The 16,134-nt window shown below is 40.8% G+C and carries 16 protein-coding genes; 6 read left to right on the top strand and 10 right to left on the bottom strand.

Going from position 1 to position 16,134, the window contains the following annotated elements; translation table 11 throughout:
* Positions 1 to 12 precede the first annotated feature (12 nt).
* On the bottom strand, positions 13 to 312 hold the full coding sequence (locus A3775_RS04465; RefSeq protein WP_066375969.1) for a hypothetical protein: 300 nt from the start codon (positions 310 to 312) through the stop codon (positions 13 to 15).
* Between the two features lie 316 nt (positions 313 to 628).
* Positions 629 to 799, bottom strand: coding sequence for a chlorophyll a/b-binding protein (locus A3775_RS24030; protein WP_015139885.1), 171 nt, complete (start codon positions 797 to 799; stop codon positions 629 to 631).
* A 310-nt stretch (positions 800 to 1,109) separates the two neighbouring features.
* Between A3775_RS24030 and ald the strand changes: the two genes are divergently transcribed.
* Both ald and A3775_RS04475 read left to right on the top strand, forming a co-directional pair.
* On the top strand, positions 1,110 to 2,201 hold the full coding sequence (gene ald / locus A3775_RS04470) for an alanine dehydrogenase (RefSeq protein ID WP_066424028.1): 1,092 nt from the start codon (positions 1,110 to 1,112) through the stop codon (positions 2,199 to 2,201).
* A gap of 256 nt (positions 2,202 to 2,457) precedes the next feature.
* Positions 2,458 to 3,360 (top strand): site-specific DNA-methyltransferase, encoded by a 903-nt coding sequence (locus tag A3775_RS04475; RefSeq protein ID WP_066424032.1) that lies wholly within the window; start codon positions 2,458 to 2,460, stop codon positions 3,358 to 3,360.
* A 61-nt stretch (positions 3,361 to 3,421) separates the two neighbouring features.
* On the opposite strand, the gene A3775_RS04480 is transcribed toward A3775_RS04475, so the two are convergent.
* The gene (locus A3775_RS04480; RefSeq protein ID WP_066375978.1) at positions 3,422 to 3,634 is read right to left on the bottom strand and encodes a hypothetical protein; all 213 of its coding nucleotides are present in this window, start codon (positions 3,632 to 3,634) and stop codon (positions 3,422 to 3,424) included.
* A gap of 600 nt (positions 3,635 to 4,234) precedes the next feature.
* Between A3775_RS04480 and A3775_RS04485 the strand changes: the two genes are divergently transcribed.
* Entirely contained in the window at positions 4,235 to 5,398 is a 1,164-nt protein-coding gene (locus A3775_RS04485) for an SGNH/GDSL hydrolase family protein (RefSeq protein WP_066375979.1), read from the top strand.
* Positions 5,399 to 5,437: 39 nt separating this feature from the next.
* Positions 5,438 to 5,800 (top strand): DUF4864 domain-containing protein, encoded by a 363-nt coding sequence (locus A3775_RS04490; RefSeq protein ID WP_066375980.1) that lies wholly within the window; start codon positions 5,438 to 5,440, stop codon positions 5,798 to 5,800.
* Between the two features lie 36 nt (positions 5,801 to 5,836).
* Here A3775_RS04490 and larE read toward each other — a convergent pair whose 3' ends face one another.
* Entirely contained in the window at positions 5,837 to 6,667 is an 831-nt protein-coding gene (gene larE, locus A3775_RS04495; protein WP_066424035.1) for an ATP-dependent sacrificial sulfur transferase LarE, read from the bottom strand.
* A 78-nt stretch (positions 6,668 to 6,745) separates the two neighbouring features.
* Positions 6,746 to 8,551 (bottom strand): hybrid histidine kinase/response regulator HrmK, encoded by a 1,806-nt coding sequence (gene hrmK, locus A3775_RS04500; RefSeq protein WP_066424037.1) that lies wholly within the window; start codon positions 8,549 to 8,551, stop codon positions 6,746 to 6,748.
* Between the two features lie 189 nt (positions 8,552 to 8,740).
* Here hrmK and A3775_RS04505 point away from each other — a divergent pair, with 189 nt between their 5' ends.
* Positions 8,741 to 9,607 (top strand): branched-chain amino acid ABC transporter permease, encoded by an 867-nt coding sequence (locus A3775_RS04505; RefSeq protein WP_066375988.1) that lies wholly within the window; start codon positions 8,741 to 8,743, stop codon positions 9,605 to 9,607.
* 21 nt (positions 9,608 to 9,628) lie between these two features.
* On the opposite strand, the gene A3775_RS04510 is transcribed toward A3775_RS04505, so the two are convergent.
* Positions 9,629 to 9,763: a photosystem I protein PsaX gene (locus A3775_RS04510; protein ID WP_066375989.1), complete on the bottom strand. Its 135-nt coding sequence runs from the start codon at positions 9,761 to 9,763 to the stop codon at positions 9,629 to 9,631.
* A 203-nt stretch (positions 9,764 to 9,966) separates the two neighbouring features.
* Positions 9,967 to 10,869 carry a lipoyl synthase gene (gene lipA / locus A3775_RS04515; protein WP_066375991.1) on the bottom strand — a complete coding sequence of 301 codons (903 nt, stop codon included), beginning with the start codon at positions 10,867 to 10,869 and terminating at the stop codon, positions 9,967 to 9,969.
* A gap of 219 nt (positions 10,870 to 11,088) precedes the next feature.
* Between lipA and A3775_RS04520 the strand changes: the two genes are divergently transcribed.
* The gene (locus A3775_RS04520) at positions 11,089 to 11,724 is read left to right on the top strand and encodes a response regulator (protein ID WP_066375993.1); all 636 of its coding nucleotides are present in this window, start codon (positions 11,089 to 11,091) and stop codon (positions 11,722 to 11,724) included.
* Positions 11,725 to 11,893: 169 nt separating this feature from the next.
* Here A3775_RS04520 and cydB read toward each other — a convergent pair whose 3' ends face one another.
* The 3 genes from cydB to nadC all read right to left on the bottom strand — a co-directional run bounded on the left by cydB (position 11,894) and on the right by nadC (position 15,987).
* Positions 11,894 to 12,907 (bottom strand): cytochrome d ubiquinol oxidase subunit II, encoded by a 1,014-nt coding sequence (gene cydB, locus A3775_RS04525; protein ID WP_066375995.1) that lies wholly within the window; start codon positions 12,905 to 12,907, stop codon positions 11,894 to 11,896.
* A gap of 195 nt (positions 12,908 to 13,102) precedes the next feature.
* Positions 13,103 to 14,548 carry a cytochrome ubiquinol oxidase subunit I gene (locus A3775_RS04530; RefSeq protein ID WP_066375996.1) on the bottom strand — a complete coding sequence of 482 codons (1,446 nt, stop codon included), beginning with the start codon at positions 14,546 to 14,548 and terminating at the stop codon, positions 13,103 to 13,105.
* 572 nt (positions 14,549 to 15,120) lie between these two features.
* Positions 15,121 to 15,987, bottom strand: a complete 867-nt coding sequence (nadC, locus tag A3775_RS04535) for a carboxylating nicotinate-nucleotide diphosphorylase (RefSeq protein WP_066375997.1) — start codon at positions 15,985 to 15,987, stop codon at positions 15,121 to 15,123.
* Positions 15,988 to 16,134 lie beyond the last annotated feature (147 nt).

The following is a 16,134-nucleotide window of genomic DNA, read 5'->3' on the forward strand; positions in this document are numbered from 1 at the left end:
AAACCCAGCTTTCTAGTAAGGTGGTTTCTTCTTATTTACAGTCAGCATCGGCAAAGTCGGACTAGATGAACGAGAAGGCAAGTAATGTTGGACTACAGGCTCTTCTGCCATCGGAGGGCGGACTTGCTGGCTACTACGCCAGAGTTTAAAGGCGAGGGTAACGCCTGCTGTTCCCAAACCCACAACGAACAATGACCAACTATCATCTAATCCACCGATCAGAGCATCTACTACACCCATTGTGATCAATACACTAATTATGGGTTCTTTTCTATAGGCTGACTTCAAAAAACGCGGTAATACAGCATTCATCACAACTTGGTTTTTCCTGTTCACCTTGTGTGTCAATTTACCCAGAATACCCAACTGAGGAATTGCCCTTCACCATAAAAGGCTCCTAAAAAATATTATAATTTTCTGAAGTTTGAGAGTATGTATAGTCATTGGCTCTCTTGCATTACATATTTGCAAGTTTAGGATATCACTGACACTCTCTGCTCTGCCTTATAGTTATAAAGGAAAACTCCTCTCAGGTATTGCACTATCTATTAATACAGTCAAAACCAGCTGAATGTTCCAGCTGGTTGCAACTGTTCTAATTATTAGCTTACAACTTCAATACGAAGAACTACTTCAAACCCAGCCAAGAGAGAACACCTTGATTGGTGACGTATTCAATTACCACCATCAACAGGAAGCCAATCATAGCAGCTCGACCGTTCAATCTTTCGGCATATTCGTTAAAGCCAAATTTTGGCTCTTCTAGTTTGGGGGTAACAGTAGGTTGTGTTTGTGACATTGTGCAAAAACCTCTTTTTGGCAAACGGGACTTAATAACGAGTTATGAGCTAATTGCAGAGCTTGTAGGACAAGATAACTTGAAAACGCTAACAGCTGCTTGATTAAAAAGCTTTGCAAAGGCTCGTTAACATTTTGTAATTATTCTTTATATATTGTAGAAACTCTAGAGCAATCGTCAAGGGTAAGTAGTTTGAGGGGAAATTAATTTAAATTGGGAAACCTAATCTTATAGATAGCTATCCCTAATACGGAACTGTCAGGCTGAGACTGGCAGGCTTAATTAAACAAAAATTTATCAGAGGCGTTAAATGGAAATCGGCGTTCCCAAAGAGACTAAGGATCAAGAGTTTAGAGTAGGTTTAAGTCCTTCTAGTGTAAGGGTATTGCGGGAAAAGGGTCATACTATTTGCGTTGAGACTCAAGCAGGTAGTGGCGCGGGGTTTACAGATGAGGATTATCAAAGTGCAGGGGCGGTGATTGTCTCCACAGCAGAAGCGGCGTGGAATCAGGAATTAGTTGTTAAAGTTAAAGAACCACTGGCTAGTGAGTATAAATTTTGCCAAAAAGGGCAGATATTGTTTACTTATCTGCATTTAGCAGCCGATCGCAAATTAACAGAAAACTTAATTGATTCTGGCATTTGTGCGATCGCCTACGAAACCGTAGAGCAACCCGGAGTTAACAGACTGCCTCTGCTGACTCCCATGAGCATCATCGCTGGTAGATTATCAGTACAATTTGGCGCACGCTACTTAGAACGTCAACAAGGTGGTAGAGGTGTGTTATTGGGTGGTGTTCCTGGGGTGAAACCTGGAAAAGTAGTAATTCTAGGTGGTGGCGTAGTTGGTACAGAAGCCGCCAGAATTGCTGTAGGCATGGGTGCGGCGGTGCAAATTTTAGACGTTAATGTTGAGCGTTTATCTTACTTAGAAACTTTATTTGGTTCTAGGGTAGAATTACTTTACAGTAACTCTGCCCATATTGAAGCAGCTGTCAAAGAAGCGGATTTACTCATTGGCGCAGTTTTAGTATTAGGACGTAAAGCCCCAATTCTAGTTAACCGCGAATTGGTGAAACAAATGCACCCCGGTTCTGTAATTGTTGACGTTGCCGTTGATCAAGGTGGTTGTGTGGAAACCTTACACGCCACGTCTCACACCAACCCGATATATATTGAGGAGGGTGTAGTCCATTACGGCGTTCCCAATATGCCAGGTGCAGTACCTTGGACAGCTACCCAAGCACTTAATAACAGTACACTACCTTATGTTGTGCAGTTAGCAAATTTAGGTATCAAAGCTTTAGAAGTTAACCCCGCCTTAGCTAAAGGTTTAAATGTGCAGAATCGTCGCTTAGTACATCCAGCTGTGCAAGAGGTATTCCCTGATTTAGTGAGTTAGATTTCTCTCAGGGACTTCCAGAGCAAAAATATCCAAAATGTAGTGTGCGTCAGTACGAGAACCCCTTGTAGGGGCGGGTTGATCAATATCTTGGATTGCTCAACTAGGGTATTTGTGAACCCGCCCCTACTATACCAAGAAAATATTCATCCTGACGCACCCTACTAATAGTCGATTTGGATAATTTATTTTTTGGTAAGTTCCTACCTGACAAAAAGTGGTAGTCTTTGAGTCATTCAGATAATTTAGATACCGCTTGAACTCACAGCCAACAACCCCAAAAGTCACTAATTTTCAGCCTTATTACACGCAACAGCACGGACAAGCCTATTTAGGTGACAGCCTGCAAATTATCAAAAGTATCCCAGACAACAGCATTAATTTAATTCTCACTTCACCCCCATTCGCTTTAACACGTAAAAAAGCTTATGGTAACGAAAGCGCAGAAAAATATATTGATTGGTTTTTGCCTTTTGCTTACGAGTTTCAAAGAGTTCTGGCAGAGAATGGCTCATTGGTATTGGATTTAGGCGGAGCTTATCTGCCTGGTAATCCTGTCCGCAGTATATACCAATACGAACTTCTGATTAAACTCTGCAAAGAAGTCGGCTTTTTTTTAGCACAGGAATTCTATCACTACAATCCAGCGCGACTGCCGACTCCTGCTGAGTGGGTAACAATTAGACGAATTCGGGTTAAAGACGCAGTAAATACAGTTTGGTGGTTATCTAAAACGCCGTACCCGAAAGCAAACAATCGCAAAGTTTTAAAGCCATATAGCCAAAGTATGAAAAACCTACTTAAAAATGGCTATCAAGCTAAAAGCCGTCCTAGTGGACATGACATTTCTAACAAATTTCAAACAGATAACCAAGGCGCAATTCCACCGAATTTGCTAGAAATTCCGAACACCGAATCAAATAGTGTGTATTTACGACGTTGTAAAGCAGCCGGAATCAAACCACATCCAGCTAGATTTCCTCAAGGTTTCGCTGAATTTTTCATCAAGTTTTTAACTGATGAGGGTGATTTAGTATTAGATCCCTTTGCAGGTTCTAATACTACTGGGTTTGTTGCTGAAACTTTGCAACGTCGATGGTTATCGTTTGAGATTAATGAGGATTATCTTCTGGGAAGTCGTTACCGATTTCGTGAATAATCAAGAGTCAGTAGTTAACTGTGAACTGTAGACTCTAGACTATTTACACAAGAAAGCAGATTCAAATTTCTCCATTGACTTGCATTTGGTGAACTCGGTCGGCTAACTCTTGACGACTTTGGTCATCAAGTTTATCGATAGCTAACATTCCCATGAGAATTACCTCTTTTAACGTGAGACGAGTTGAATGTGCCTGTTTTTGCACAATCTCCTTGATAATTGGACTTACTCCAATTGCTGTACTAGCTCTAGCCACAAAATTAAAGGGAAACATCAATGACATCGGATAAATATTAGCATTTCCCAGGGGCTTATACTATATATATTGAACTAAATTTAATTGAGTAATAATACAGACATCCTAAGTGTTAAGGCATGAGGCTATCTAAGTAGATGGTATTCACTACTACAAAGTGTCCTATATGTAAAAATATATGAATGGTTTTAGGGAAAAATTCCGTATTTGACTTCAAAATTACTGATGTCGTCAAACATGGCTAGCAATTGCATGAATTTGCTAAGACACATTTATGCAAAATATTCTCTATCTTAACTTATTTACAAGCAGATAAATTTTTTTTATAATTCCAAATCAATCTCGTCTGGTGCATACGGAAGTAAAAACTTGGTAAAACATGTTGTATATAAAAAGTTATACATTCTTGAACATGAAGTCTAACATCAGGCTAAATTATGTAATATAAAAGTTATGCTTTAAAGAATTTGTAAATTATCTTATGTAATCTTGTTAACCTAGTTTACAAAATTATACATTTTTCATAAGAATAATATTTTAACTACAGTAAAATTTCCTGAATACGGATAATTAACGCTGTCAAAGAGAAAAGCAGGAATTTAGAGGAGAAGCAAAGCGATGAGGGAACCTTATCTGTTGGCAGCAGGCTTGTTAACAGGATTGGCAATACCAGCTTCAGCTCTTCCACAGATGTTAGCTATCTTGCCACAACATGATATATCCCAATGGGATGTAAATCAAGGCTTGCAGACCAGAACAGATGTCAAAAATAACCTCAATCATGATGTATCTGTACCCGAATTCAGTAGTCAAGTAACCCAGCCTGTAGAAAAATTACAACCAACATTCAGTCAAAAATTTTTTCCTAGGCTTTTTCAGCTTTCATTATCAGAGTTGAGCAGTCAACTGTTACCAGCTTCAGAAGCTTCTGAAACAAAAGTAGGTGACAACAAGCTGGCGAATGAGAACGTCAGTTTACGGAAAATTAACTCGCAAGAAATACCAAACACCGTAGAGTCATTATTTAACCCCAGTAGCCAACCAACAAATCAGTCATTAACTTCTGGCAATCAACTTTACTATCAAAGACTAGCAGCACTGAAAACGGGTCAAATTTATACACGTACAGATATTGAGCGCGGAAAATTACCGCGAGACTCAGGTAGGAAGCGGCAATTGACTTATGAAGATTGGAAAAGTTTATTAGTTTTAGAAGGGAAAGCGATCGCTCAAGGTCAAGGTAAAAACCGCTTGAGTATCTTAGTGGGTGATTCCTTAAGCCTGTGGTTTCCCACAGAAAAACTGCCTACTGGGAAATTATGGCTTAATCAGGGCATATCTGGAGATACATCAAGCGGTATTGCCAGAAGATTGGCAGCCTTCGCCAAAACCCGACCAGATGCAATTTACATTATGGCTGGGATTAATGACTTAAGAAAAGGTACAAGCGATGAAGTAATTTTACGAAATTATCGGCGAATTCTTCGCAGTTTACGGCAAACTCACCCTAAAACTCAGATATTTGTTCAATCTATCCTACCAACTGATATCTCAACAATTTCTAATAGCCGTATTCGTCATCTGAATCAAAGAATTTCTGAGATTGCTCAACAAGAAGGAGCTAATTACTTGAATATCCATCATTGGTTTACAAATGCTGATGGTAACTTACGCTCAGATTTAACTACTGATGGATTACATCTATCACAAGATGGATATGATGTGTGGCGATTTGCCCTCCAGCAAGTAGAATTCAAACTCTCTCAAGCAATTGAGCGATAGGCTTCACCCTGACATCAATGATCGCAAATTGTAGGTTTTATGGAAGCTACTGATAAAGATTATCTTGCCATCCGTTCTGTGATAGAAGGCCAATTACAAGCATTTCAACAGGATGATGCTCAAGCTGCCTTCTCCTTTGCTAGTCTGGCAATCAAAGAGCAATTTAAAACCGCAGAGAACTTTATGCGGATGGTGAGCATCAGTTACCCTGCGGTTTACCGTCCTCGTTCGGTATTTTTTGAGCAGATTACCACAATCCAAGACAATATCACTCAGCCGGTTTTACTGCTATCACCTGAAGGGGTTCCCTTACGAGCCTTGTATTTTATGGAAAAACAACCTGATGATACTTGGAGGATTAACGGTTGTATTTTAGTGTCTGTAGACGCAGAAACTACATAACATCCGCCCTCGCAGCTTAATCATGCAAAATAACTTTTATACGTTAGTTTCCCAGGCTTCCCGATTTAAAACTTGGTTTAACTTGCCACTACGATAACCTTCTAAATCAAGAGTGACATAAATAAATCCCAACTCTTGGAAGGCTGTAACTACAGATGGTAAATCTGTCATGAGTACAAAATCTTGAATTTTTTCTGGTGGTAATTCAATGCGTGCTGTATCGCCTTCAGAACGGACTCGCAAATTCTGCCAACCCAGTTTCCGCAAATAAATTTCTGCTCTACCTACGCGTTGTAACTTGGCGATAGTAATCTCCTCACCGTAGGGAAAACGGGAACTCAGACAAGGTTGGGCTGGTTTATCCCACCAAGGTAAACCTAATTGTTGCGACAGTTGCCGCACTTCTAGCTTAGTCACACCGACTTCAGCTAAAGGCGATCGCGCGCCTCTTTCTTTAGCCGCTTGAATTCCTGGGCGGTAGTCTTGCAAATCATCAGCATTCACCCCATCGACTACATAGGGATAGCCCAACTCTAAAGCCAAAGGTTTGAGGTTGTCGTGTAATTCACTTTTGCAAAAATAACAACGATTGATCGGATTAGCTGTGTAATTGGGATTTTCCATTTCATGAGTTTGGATGATTTTGTGAGTAATCCCAATAGTTGCGGCTTGAATTTTGGCATCTTCCAGTTCTTCTGGTAACAGCGAAGGTGAAACAGCCGTTACAGCCAAAGCGCGATCGCCTAAAACATCATAAGCAATTTTAGCTACCAGAGTGCTATCCACACCCCCAGAGTAGGCAATCAAAGCCTGTTCCATTTCTGCAAATAAAGCTGTTAATTGCTCCAGTTTTGCTGTCAACATCATTTCCTAATTCCTGCCAAAAGCCAATAGCACCAAATCAATTTTATTTTAGTGGTGATTTCTGCCCCTATTTCCCATACCCTAACTTGGTTGGCTATACTTTGCCACCAAGTTAGTCAACAGTGATAAATCGATAGGTTTAGAAATATATTCATTAAACCCAGCAGCTAAACACATTTCGCGATCGCCTTTCATCGCCATTGCCGTTTGGGCAATCACAGCAATGTGCTGATATTCTGGTTTTTTTCGTAACTGCTGCACTAAATCCAAACCATTGGCATCGTGAAGACAAATATCCATTAATATTACTGCTGGCTGTTTTTGGCTAAGTGCTAGCCACATTTCCCCTGCATTGTTCACACAAGTTACCGCATATCCCAACTTACTGAGATGAATTTTCATCAGTTCCGCATTGGGTAAGTCATCCTCCACCAGCAAAATGTCTCTGCAACTGCTAGGAGTTATTGGCAAAGACTGTGAAGATGTTACTTCTTCCTCTGGCTCTATGTCTGTTGATAATACTGCGCCTGTAGGTATAAGAGGTAAGATAATCGTAAAACGGGAACCGTGATTTACCTCTGATGCCACCGTAACAGAACCGCCATGAATTTCTGCCAGTTTTCTTGTTACTGCTAACCCCAAACCAGTACCTTCATTCTGGCTAGCTGAGGAGTTAGGGATTTGGACATAGGGATGAAAAAGTAAAGCTTGGTTTTCTGTGGAGATGCCAACACCCGTATCCCACACCAGAAAATGCAAATCTGAATCTTGTCGTGTTACTTTTAAACCTACAGTGCCTTTATTGGTAAACTTTAAAGCGTTAAACAGCAAATTTAACAGCATTTGCTTAAGTCTTAAGGAATCTGCTACCAGGGTGGTGACATCAGCATCTAATTCTAAAGTTAACTTTAAGCCTTTATTACCAGCTTTTTCTTTGACTAGCCCCAGAACATTACGACACAATTCTGGCACATCAACTTTTTCCCATTGCACTTCTAATTGGTTGGCTTCAATTTTAGAAAGATCCAAAATATCATTGATCAGAGCTAGTAAATGCTTCCCACTAGATTGAATAATATTTAGATATTCACGATGACGTTCTCTAGTTGGATCGTAGTTTTGAGCTAGCAGCAGGTGAGTAAAACCAATAATGGAACTTAATGGTGTGCGGATTTCATGACTGGTGTTAGCTAAAAACTGGTTTTTTAGTTGATTTGTCCGCTTCAGTTCTTGATTAGTGCTAAATAAATTCTGAGATTGCTGTTGTAAAGATTGAATTTGTTTAAGTTGTGTCAGGGTTTTAACACATTGCTCAACTGACTTAACCATTAATAGCGTCAAGAGTTGCGCTTGTGATGCTGTTAGGGTTTTGCCATGAGAGTTGTGTTTAGGTGTAGCCATGAGTAGCCAACCAACCATCCCACCAGTCTCATCAGTTAATCGCCAAGCTTTTGGCGGTTTTTGTGTTTCTAGCTCTTGTAAATCTTTGAGTGTAATTTCTGCTTGCAGTTCCAATCTGAGCTTTTTACCTTTTTTCAGCCTTACCTCTGGGAACAGATATGGAGAACCAGCAGATGGAGAATGAGAAATATAGTAAACTTTACCAACTGAGTCTTGCGCTTGAAACAGAGCGATACCCATGACACACTGCGCGAACCCTAATCTACTTGCATTTAAAGCCGTGTTGAGTTCATTAACCACAGTTTGAAAAATTTCAGCTTCTGTGATTCTTGCCTGTGAGACATTAGTAAACACAGCCAATAGACAATCATTCAGCCGACTTTGTAGCTGGTTCAAGCTGCGCTCCAGCCATAACTCAGCGCGAAGTTGTGAAATTGTGGTATCTACCTGTGAGTTCGGTTCTGGTAAGCTTGAATACTGCTGCATGGTCAACTAGACCGTTGAAAAACTGTGGTTTCGCAAAAAATACGAACAAGATCCTATGTATATTAACTCACAATTCTTTTTTGTATCAAAATCATAACCTATAGTGTCGATGATTACTACAAAACCAAAAATAATTATTTGTGCTTAACCATTCCAATTGATTAACGGGCGACTTTTTTAAGTAAGACTATGGACACACAAATCATTCAGCTAATTGTCAATGGCATTGCCGTGGGTAGCATTATTGCGTTAGCGGCAGTTGGACTCACGCTTACTTACGGTATTTTACGGTTATCTAACTTTGCTCATGGTGACTTTCTCACCTTGGGAGCTTACCTAACTTTGCTGGTAAATACTTTGGGGTTGAATATTTGGCTGTCAATGATTTTGGCAGCCGCAGGTACGGTATTGGCGATGCTGATATCAGAAAAATTACTATGGTCAAGGATGCGCTCGATCCGCGCTAATTCGACGACGCTGATTATTATCTCGATTGGATTGGCTTTATTCCTACGGAATGGGATTATTCTCCTGTGGGGAGGTAAGAATCAAAATTATGACTTACCGATTACTCCGGCACTTGATATTTTTGGCATTAGAGTACCGCAAAATCAATTATTGGTGTTGGCATTAGCGGTAGTGGCTATTTTGGCTCTGCACTACTTGTTACAAAACACGAAAATTGGCAAGGCGATGCGAGCCGTGGCTGATGATTTAGATTTAGCCAAGGTTTCTGGGATTGATGTTGAGCAGGTAATTTTTTGGACGTGGCTAATTGCTGGTACACTCACGTCTTTGGGGGGTAGTATGTATGGGTTAATTACGGCTGTACGTCCCAACATGGGGTGGTTTTTGATTCTACCCTTATTTGCTTCCGTAATTTTGGGAGGGATTGGCAACCCTTACGGTGCGATCGCCGCCGCTTTTATTATTGGTATCGTCCAAGAAGTTAGTACACCCTGGTTGGGTTCCCAGTATAAGCAAGGTGTAGCACTGTTAATCATGATTTTGGTGTTGCTCATTCGTCCCAAAGGTTTATTCAAAGGCACGATTTGAGCAACACCAGGAAACAGTTAATTAGTCAATGATGTGGAAGTAGTAAGCCGCTACCAGGAAGTTAACAGCTAGTAGCAAGATTGCCCAACCTGTGCGAAAAGGATAGGGTGCTTTCGCTCCAGAGTCAGGAACTGGGGGATTTTTAACTTTAGCCATAAGGCGATTCTCCTAATGTCAGACTTTTTCAGAAATACCAAACAGAGGAGCCAATTATCAAATTTCTTTAAAAATATTTGTGTGAGGGTGGGAAATTGGGGATTGGGGACTGGGGAATAGGGACTGGGGACAAATCAATTCAACAGTCAACAGTCAACAATCAATAATCAAAAATCAACAATTTTGAATTGATTTGTACCCACTCACTCCTCACCTGCATGGTAGGAACTACGAACTAACGGCCCAGAACGGACATGACTAAATCCCATTTCCCTGGCGAGTTTTCCGAGTTCGTCAAATTCTTCTGGTGTCCAGTATTTTTGGACTGGCAGATGTTCTAAAGATGGACGCATATACTGACCAAGAGTCAGGCGATCGCATCCCACAGCCCTTAAATCTGCCATTGCAGTGATGATTTCTTCCTGAGTCTCACCATGTCCCAGCATTAAACCGGATTTTGTAGGAATACTTGAATCGAGTTCTTTGACTAGAGATAATACTCGCAAAGAGCGATCATACTTCGCACCTCGACGTACTGGCCCAGTTAACCGTCGTACTGTTTCAATATTGTGGTTAAAACAAGCCGGACGAGCTGCCACAATCAAGGCGATGCGATCGCGCTGTCCTGCTTCTCCCGCACCTGCACCACCCCAAAAATCTGGCGTTAACACTTCAATTTGTGTATTCGGGGTTAACTGACGGATAGCTTCCATCGTTCTCACAAAGTGACCAGCACCCTGATCTGACAAGTCATCACGGGCTACAGAAGTCAGTACGACATAACGCAAGCCTAAAAGCTGCACCGCCTCCGCTACCTTTTGCGGTTCCTCTGGGTCAACAGCCATTGGTGCATGACCTTTATCCACTTGACAAAAAGCACAAGCACGAGTACAGGTTGGCCCCATCAGTAAAAACGTGGCAGTTTTTTGGGAATAGCACTCTCCCCGATTGGGACAGCGACCTTCTTCACAAATTGTATGAATTTGACGCTGCTTGATAATCCGTTGTACAGTCGAGAGTTCACTGGCTTTACCGATAGGACGGCGTAACCAGCTAGGCATTGCGGCAATTTCTGACTTAATTTGGGCTGATTGTGAAGAGGTCATATAACTTTAAGCAATGGTACTGTTAGGCCTTAAATATCACCTTGACATAAATTTACAGGCACAGGAGTAAAAGTTTTGTAAAACACTACCCGCAACGACATTTATACCGAAATATACTATCCCCCAATTAATCAAAATGTTGGATATAGTGGGAACATTCTCACGGTCAATCAACAAAGCCGTTATTTAAACTTAGATATTCTTTTAGAGCAATCAGTCGTGGCAAGTAACAAGATTCTAGTTATCGATGACACTACCGTTGTCAGGGTCAAAGTACGAGAAATGCTACCTCCTGGCAATTTCGAGGTCTTGGAAGCAAAAGACGGTTTGGAAGGACTAAATTTCATCCGTCAAGAAAAACTCAGCTTGATTATGTTGGATTTCCTTTTACCCAAAATGAGTGGCTGGGAAGTTTTCCAACAAATCCAGGCTAGCCCAGATTTAAGAAAGATTCCTTTAGTGATCATGTCTGGGCGAAAGGAAGAGGTGACAGAAAAAATTACTGAACCCTTTGAATATTTTGAATTTTTGCATAAGCCTTTTGACCAGAAGCAGCTAATTAACGCCATTAAGGCAGCAATGACTAAGGCGAAACTGCCTCGCCCAGAACCAGTAGCTGCTACTGTTGCTGTTAAGACTGCTACAGTAGCAACAGCTGCCACTGTCACAAATGGTGCGATCGCCACTGCTCCTGTTGCTACAACAGCTACAGTCGCAACTGCCCAACCGGAAGCAACTTCAGCCGCAGAAATTAAAGCTTTGAATGACAAGATTATCAAAATGCAAGCAGAGATTGACGGCTTGAAAAAACAACTCGCTCAGTTAGTGACGTTTATTAAGCAAAAAATCAAGTAGCATTCACGTTAACTATGATTCTTGCCACCACTAAAAATCGATGTTTAGTTCTCTGTGGCTACAAATAGTTAGCTTAAATAACATCAACTATTTTAATCAAAGTCCGCCAAAGCGGACTGATTTTATTTGGCGGTGATTTTTGAGGTTACTGATCTAAATCAAACTTGATTTACTCTCCATATTGCCCGCCAGTCACCTTACCACGAAAAACAATGTACTGGTAAAGGTTGTAAAACAGCATCACCGGAATCAGGAAGCCAATAAATATGATCATAATCACGAGGGAACTCGGATCGGCAGATGCTTCGTAAATTGTGATCTGATTAGGAATAATATAGGGGAAAACAATTAATCCCAATCCTAAAAATGTCACCACAAATAACAGAATAGTCCAAACAAAAGGAGCGCGTTCTTCCTTGCGGTTAAGACTTTGTAAAAGTTGCCAAATCAACCACACTCCCAACACAGGAATAACCGCAAAAATATAAACTAGGGGCTGCTGAAACAAGCGTGACCTAGCACTCTCATAAATGATGGGTGTGGTAATTGTAATTAAAATCGCGCCGATTAGGGTTGTCACAGCCGCAAGTTTAGCTGTTTTATAGTGTGTCTCTTGTAATTCTCCTGTGGTTTTCCAAACTAGATAAGTTGAACCAATCAATACGTAGCCTTGAATTAAAGTTAAAGCTACCAACACTGACGGTAAACTTAACCAGTCCCAAGTGCTACCAATAAAGTGTCCTGTTTCATCAACTCTGATACCTTTGAGAACTGCACCCAAAGCAAAACCTTGACCGAGTGCAGCAGTAAAACTCCCCGCACCAAAAGCAAAATTCCAAAAAAATTTACGTCTAGATAATTCTCGAAATTCAAACGCCACACCCCGAAAAATAAACCCAAACACCATAGTTAGAATCGGGATGTATAAAGCATTCAAAATTGTGCCATAAGCCAAGGGAAATGCACCAAACAACCCCCCCCCCATGAGAACTAGCCAAGTTTCATTAGCATCCCAAATATTACTCAAGCTAGTCATCAAAATTCCTCGCCTTTCCTCATCGGAGGAAGTGAGAGACAAAATACCTACCCCTAAGTCAAACCCATCTAGCATGACATAAAGAAATAAAAAAAGAGCTAGAATTACAAACCAGACTTGAGGGAGAAAATACTGTAGTGTCTCCATACAGTGTCCTATTGGTAAAGTCCTAAGTTTTAAGTTGTCTAGAGATTATTGTCAATAACCACTTGTACCTGTTGCTTGCTGATAGTTTTTGTAGGGTGGGCATTGCTGGCAATTTCTTCAAAGCCTTAATTTGACGTTTTTGACAATGCCCACCTGACAGTTATTGACAATGCTGCCAAATATTAATTGAGAAACTTATTGTTGTGCCTCCACAGGCCGTTCATCGGGTACAAACTCAGCAGGAGTAGTTTCTACTGCGGGTTTGGTGATTTCCGTTCCTGGTATTGGTAGTTCCAAATTTGGCCCTGTGCGGATGATGCGGCTACCAAAGTACATAGCTGCAATGAACAACACGCTGTAAACTACAGCGAAGCTAATGAGTGAGGTTAAGACATTACTTGCAGGTAGATGAGAAGCAGAATCAACAGTACGAATTTGTCCGTAAAGTGTCCAAGGTTGTCTACCTACACAACGCACAATCCAACCTGATTCAACAGCGATATATCCTAAAGGTGCAGCAAATACCCAAGCTACCATCAACCAACGTTGCTGAGTAATGTTTTCTGCTGAAAGTTTGCCACGTAACCATTGCAGCGTACTCAACAGCATTAAGCCGGCAAAGAAAAAGCCAATGGCAATCATGACCCGGAAGGCGTAGTAAATTAAACCTATCATGTGGGGACGATCTTCTGGTTTCCACTCTTTTAAACCTTGTACTGGTTCAGAAAGATTCTTTTTAAATTCCAGAATGTATCCCAAAGCATTAGGTACAGTAATTTCCCAATCGTTTTTTTCGGCTTTTTCGTTAGGTATGGCCAGTAAACTCCAGTCAGCAGGTTGTCCGGCTTGTGTGCTTTCCCATTGGGCTTCCATTGCGGCTAGTTTTGTGGGTTGATAGTGATAAACTTGCTCGCCGCTTAAGTGACCGATGTATATTTGTAATGGCGCAACTGCGATCGCAGCTGCTAAGGCAATCTTCAAAGATTTAGAAAAGAATCCTGTATGGCGTTGTTTGAGAATGTACCAAGCACTAATTCCGCCAATCACAAATAAAGAAGTCTCTAGCGTGGCAAAGAACATATGCAACACACTATTGACCATAAACGGATTTAAAATGGCTTGAAAATAATCATGAACCACAAACTTGCCATTCACCAATTCCCCTCCTGCGGGGGTTTGCATCCATGAGTTGGCTGTTAAAATCCACAAGGTTGATAAGTTAGCACCCACAGCCACCAAAATAGTTGAAAGATAGTGAATTGTGGGATTCACCCGTTCCCAACCGAATAACATAATGCCTAAAAAAGCAGCCTCTAGCATAAACGCCCAAGACGCTTCAAAACCAATCACGCTGCCGAAAAAGTTACCTACTGCCTCTGAGAAGGGGGCCCAATTCGTCCCAAATTGAAATTCCATTGGGATACCAGTAGCTACACCAATCCCAAAATTTAGGACGTAAAATTTCGACCAAAAGCGGGCATGAAGATAATAGTCTGGATTTTTAGTTTTTAGCCAGACTCCTTCCACAATGACTAAATAAATTCCCATCCCTGTAGTCAGGACAGGCCAAAGCATATGAAATATTGCAGTTAGAGCAAATTGCATCCGTGATAGCACAACGGAATCGGATAATAATTCCACCAACTTTCTCCATTAGCTAGCCACAATATTTAGGATAAACGCTTCTGTATAGAAACTGTTACCCTAAACTTGCTTAGATACTGTGGATTTTACCAACAGTAGTAATAGCAATAAATTATCTGAATATTTCTAATAGCGAAAATACTCAATTAGTATGAAATTTATCAAAAAATTAGTGTAAATTTATGGTACTTAGGCTGATTAATTTGATTCATATTATGGTATTGAGTTAATTGAATAATTTAAGCTTTTTTTAAGGTTTTTAGGAATGTCGAATGCTTAGTCTGAATTTTAGTCACGTTTAAATTGTGGCTAGAATAAATTTTTATATAAACAACAGCCTATTGTACGTTGCGCTAGTGAGGCGATCGCAATTTTTCCCTCATCCGTAAACCTCTTGTTTGGCAAGCATTTAATCTACAAAATCCAACATAAAAATTTTCAAATAAAGAATCTATGTGAAACAAACTAATTGAGTGTACACTCAATTATTCCCACACCATTAAAGTCGGTGGTTTTGCCTTTCTGTTTAATTTCTACCGTAAACCTTATCTTATAAAGAATATCCCCCGTTAAACAGGAATCTTCATACTCAAATCCAGCCACCGGGACTGAGTAATTGGCGCACTACTAGAAATATAGTCAACTCCTGTCTCCGCCACAGCACGAATAGTTTCTAAAGTCACGTTACCAGACGCTTCTATTTTCACCCGTATATCCTGCTGACGAATTAACTGTACTGCCTCATGCATTAAACTTAACGGCATATTATCCAACATAATAATGTCGGCTTGGTACTGCAAAGCTTCTTTCACCTGATTTAAACTTTCAGTCTCCACTTCTATCGTCAAAGGATACGGGACTTTAGCCCGAATGCGTGTAATAGCTTCTCCAATACCCCCAGCCGCAGCAATATGATTGTCCTTAATCATCACCGCATCATCCAACCCCATGCGATGATTAATCGCACCACCTACAGCAGTTGCATACTTTTCTAACAATCTCAATCCTGGCGTAGTTTTGCGTGTATCCACCAACTGAGCCGGTAAATCTGCTATTTGCTCTACATATTGATGAGTTAAAGTAGCGATTCCGCTTAAACGCATAGCTAAATTCAGTGCTACCCTTTCGCCCATCAGCAAAGCATCCAATGAACCGTGAATTTCCGCCACTACCTGGCCCGGTTCGCAGAATGAACCCTCATTAGCAGTAGCCACAAAATTTACTTTCTCATTCAAAAGCTGAAACACCCTGGCGGCAATTGGTAAACCAGCAATAATCCCTGGTGCTTTTGCTATCCATTTAGCTGTGCCTGGAGTCACATCTGCGGCTAATAAGCTATTTGTTGTGCGATCGCCTCGACCAACATCCTCCAACAACCAATCATGCAATAGCCTATCTAATACCAGCCAAGGTGGCAAAACACCAGATTTACTCACAATTTCATCTCTGCCCTAATAACTTGCACCAATAATATAGCCTACAACACTTACTCTAGAGGCTTTGTAGCGACGGGCGAAAAAAGAGGCAAAAAAATTTGCTGGGAAAGAGTTGACAATCCAGGTGTGGTTAGCTATATTGAATAA

Source organism: Anabaena sp. 4-3 (genome assembly GCF_001597745.1).
Lineage (GTDB): Bacteria > Cyanobacteriota > Cyanobacteriia > Cyanobacteriales > Nostocaceae > Trichormus.

Excerpts from the sequence above, each read along its gene's own strand:
- A3775_RS04510 (WP_066375989.1), bottom strand. The coding sequence starts at position 9,763 with ATGGCTAAAGTTAAAAATCCCCCAGTTCCTGACTCTGGAGCGAAAGCA.
- A3775_RS24030 (WP_015139885.1), bottom strand. The coding sequence starts at position 799 with ATGTCACAAACACAACCTACTGTTACCCCCAAACTAGAAGAGCCAAAA.
- hrmK (WP_066424037.1), bottom strand. The coding sequence starts at position 8,551 with ATGCAGCAGTATTCAAGCTTACCAGAACCGAACTCACAGGTAGATACC.
- cydB (WP_066375995.1), bottom strand. The coding sequence starts at position 12,907 with ATGGAGACACTACAGTATTTTCTCCCTCAAGTCTGGTTTGTAATTCTA.
- larE (WP_066424035.1), bottom strand. The coding sequence starts at position 6,667 with ATGATGTTGACAGCAAAACTGGAGCAATTAACAGCTTTATTTGCAGAA.
- A3775_RS04490 (WP_066375980.1), top strand. The coding sequence starts at position 5,438 with ATGGAAGCTACTGATAAAGATTATCTTGCCATCCGTTCTGTGATAGAA.
- lipA (WP_066375991.1), bottom strand. The coding sequence starts at position 10,869 with ATGACCTCTTCACAATCAGCCCAAATTAAGTCAGAAATTGCCGCAATG.
- A3775_RS04465 (WP_066375969.1), bottom strand. The coding sequence starts at position 312 with ATGAATGCTGTATTACCGCGTTTTTTGAAGTCAGCCTATAGAAAAGAA.
- A3775_RS04485 (WP_066375979.1), top strand. The coding sequence starts at position 4,235 with ATGAGGGAACCTTATCTGTTGGCAGCAGGCTTGTTAACAGGATTGGCA.
- A3775_RS04480 (WP_066375978.1), bottom strand. The coding sequence starts at position 3,634 with ATGTTTCCCTTTAATTTTGTGGCTAGAGCTAGTACAGCAATTGGAGTA.
- ald (WP_066424028.1), top strand. The coding sequence starts at position 1,110 with ATGGAAATCGGCGTTCCCAAAGAGACTAAGGATCAAGAGTTTAGAGTA.
- A3775_RS04505 (WP_066375988.1), top strand. The coding sequence starts at position 8,741 with ATGGACACACAAATCATTCAGCTAATTGTCAATGGCATTGCCGTGGGT.